Origin of the sequence: Actinoplanes sp. NPDC048791 (assembly GCF_040650095.1) — a bacterium.
GTDB lineage: Bacteria > Actinomycetota > Actinomycetes > Mycobacteriales > Micromonosporaceae > Actinoplanes.
In genome coordinates this window covers 1-1,298 of the sequence record NZ_JBEZGQ010001605.1, presented here as the reverse complement: position 1 = coordinate 1,298, position 1,298 = coordinate 1, and the positions used below count along the sequence as shown (strand labels likewise).

2 protein-coding genes are annotated in these 1,298 nt (G+C 74.2%); both read right to left on the bottom strand.

Going from position 1 to position 1,298, the window contains the following annotated elements; all coding sequences use genetic code 11:
• The coding region (locus AB0C29_RS48900) for a hypothetical protein (protein WP_360835277.1) at positions 1–520 on the bottom strand (520 nt) is incomplete at its 3' end.
• Positions 521–583: 63 nt separating this feature from the next.
• Positions 584–1,298 (bottom strand): DMT family transporter (locus AB0C29_RS48895; protein WP_360835275.1); only part of this gene is annotated, 715 nt, incomplete at its 5' end.

The window sequence follows — 1,298 nt, the reverse complement described above, 5'->3', positions numbered from 1 at the left end:
GCGCCCGCTCGACGTCGCGGGTGCCGATCTCCACGCCGCGGCCGTCGTGGCGGGCCACGACGCTGGAGATGCGGACGCCGTCGGCCGGCCAGGCGTCGAGGTCGGCGACGATCCGGTCGTGCCAGCCGGTGAGCTCGGCCAGGCTGTGCGCAGTGTCACGGACCACGATGCAGGTGTCCCGCGCGCTCTGCCGGATGAAGTCGTCGAACGCGGCCGACGGCACCCGGTGGACGATCGCGCGTACCCGTTCCTGGTCGACCTCCAGCCCGGCGTAGCTGGCGGCGTGCTCGGCGCGGCCACCGGCGTCGATGCGGGCCATCGCCGCCTCCAGCTCCGGGGGCGTCGCCGGCAGCACCCGCCCGCCCATCGTGACGGTGGCCGGCCGGCGGGAGAACTCACAGCCGGCCGTGGTCCAGCCTCCGGTCAGGCCGGGCTCGGGGATCTCCGGCTCACCGCAGGAGCTGGTCACGAGCACCGCCCCGAGCAGCAGGCAGCAGAGCCGGTATCGACAGCGGCGCATCTCATCCCACCTCTCTACCGCGCACGGCGGTAGTTCGCCAGGTTCAACGAGGAGAGCCGGGCGTCAGCGCGGGGTGGGATCCGCCACGTCGGCCAGCGAGGCCGTGGTCCGGCGCCGCTCCCGGCTGCCGCCGAGCACCACGACAGCCACGCCGAGCATCAGCAGCGCCAGCCCCGGCAGGGCCACCAGCCGCGGTGTCTGCCCCAGCCAGGCCCAGGCCAGCAGGGCCGCGCCGGGCACCTCGAGCAGGATCAGCACGCTGACCTTGGTGGCCGAGGTCCGTTCGAGGGCGTAGTTGAACATCGAGTGCCCGAGCAGCTGGGCGCCGACCACCAGAGCCAGGATCGCCGCCCAGGTCCGGCCGTCGTAGCCGTGCAGCTCCACGCCGGCCACCAGGCAGACCACGAGCAGGATCGCCGCGCAGGTGCCATAGCAGACCCAGGTGTACGTGGTGGTGCTCAGCCGGGACCGGGCCCGTTCCCCGAACGCCGTGTAGATCGCCGCGGCGATCGCACCCAGCAGAGCCAGGACATCCGCGAGGACGGCCTGGGCCGACACGCCGATGTCGAGTCCGGTCGCCCAGACCGTGCCGGCCACGGCCAGGCCGATGCCCGTCCAGCCGGCCGCCGAGGGGCGCCGGCCCTGCGCCATCGCGATCAGGCCCTGCCAGACGGGCTGGGTCGCGACCAGCGCTGTGGCCGTGGCCACGGAACCGAGCTGCACGCTGGGCATCCAGGTCGCGAAGTGCAGCGCCAGCGCCACCCCGGCCAGGACCGCG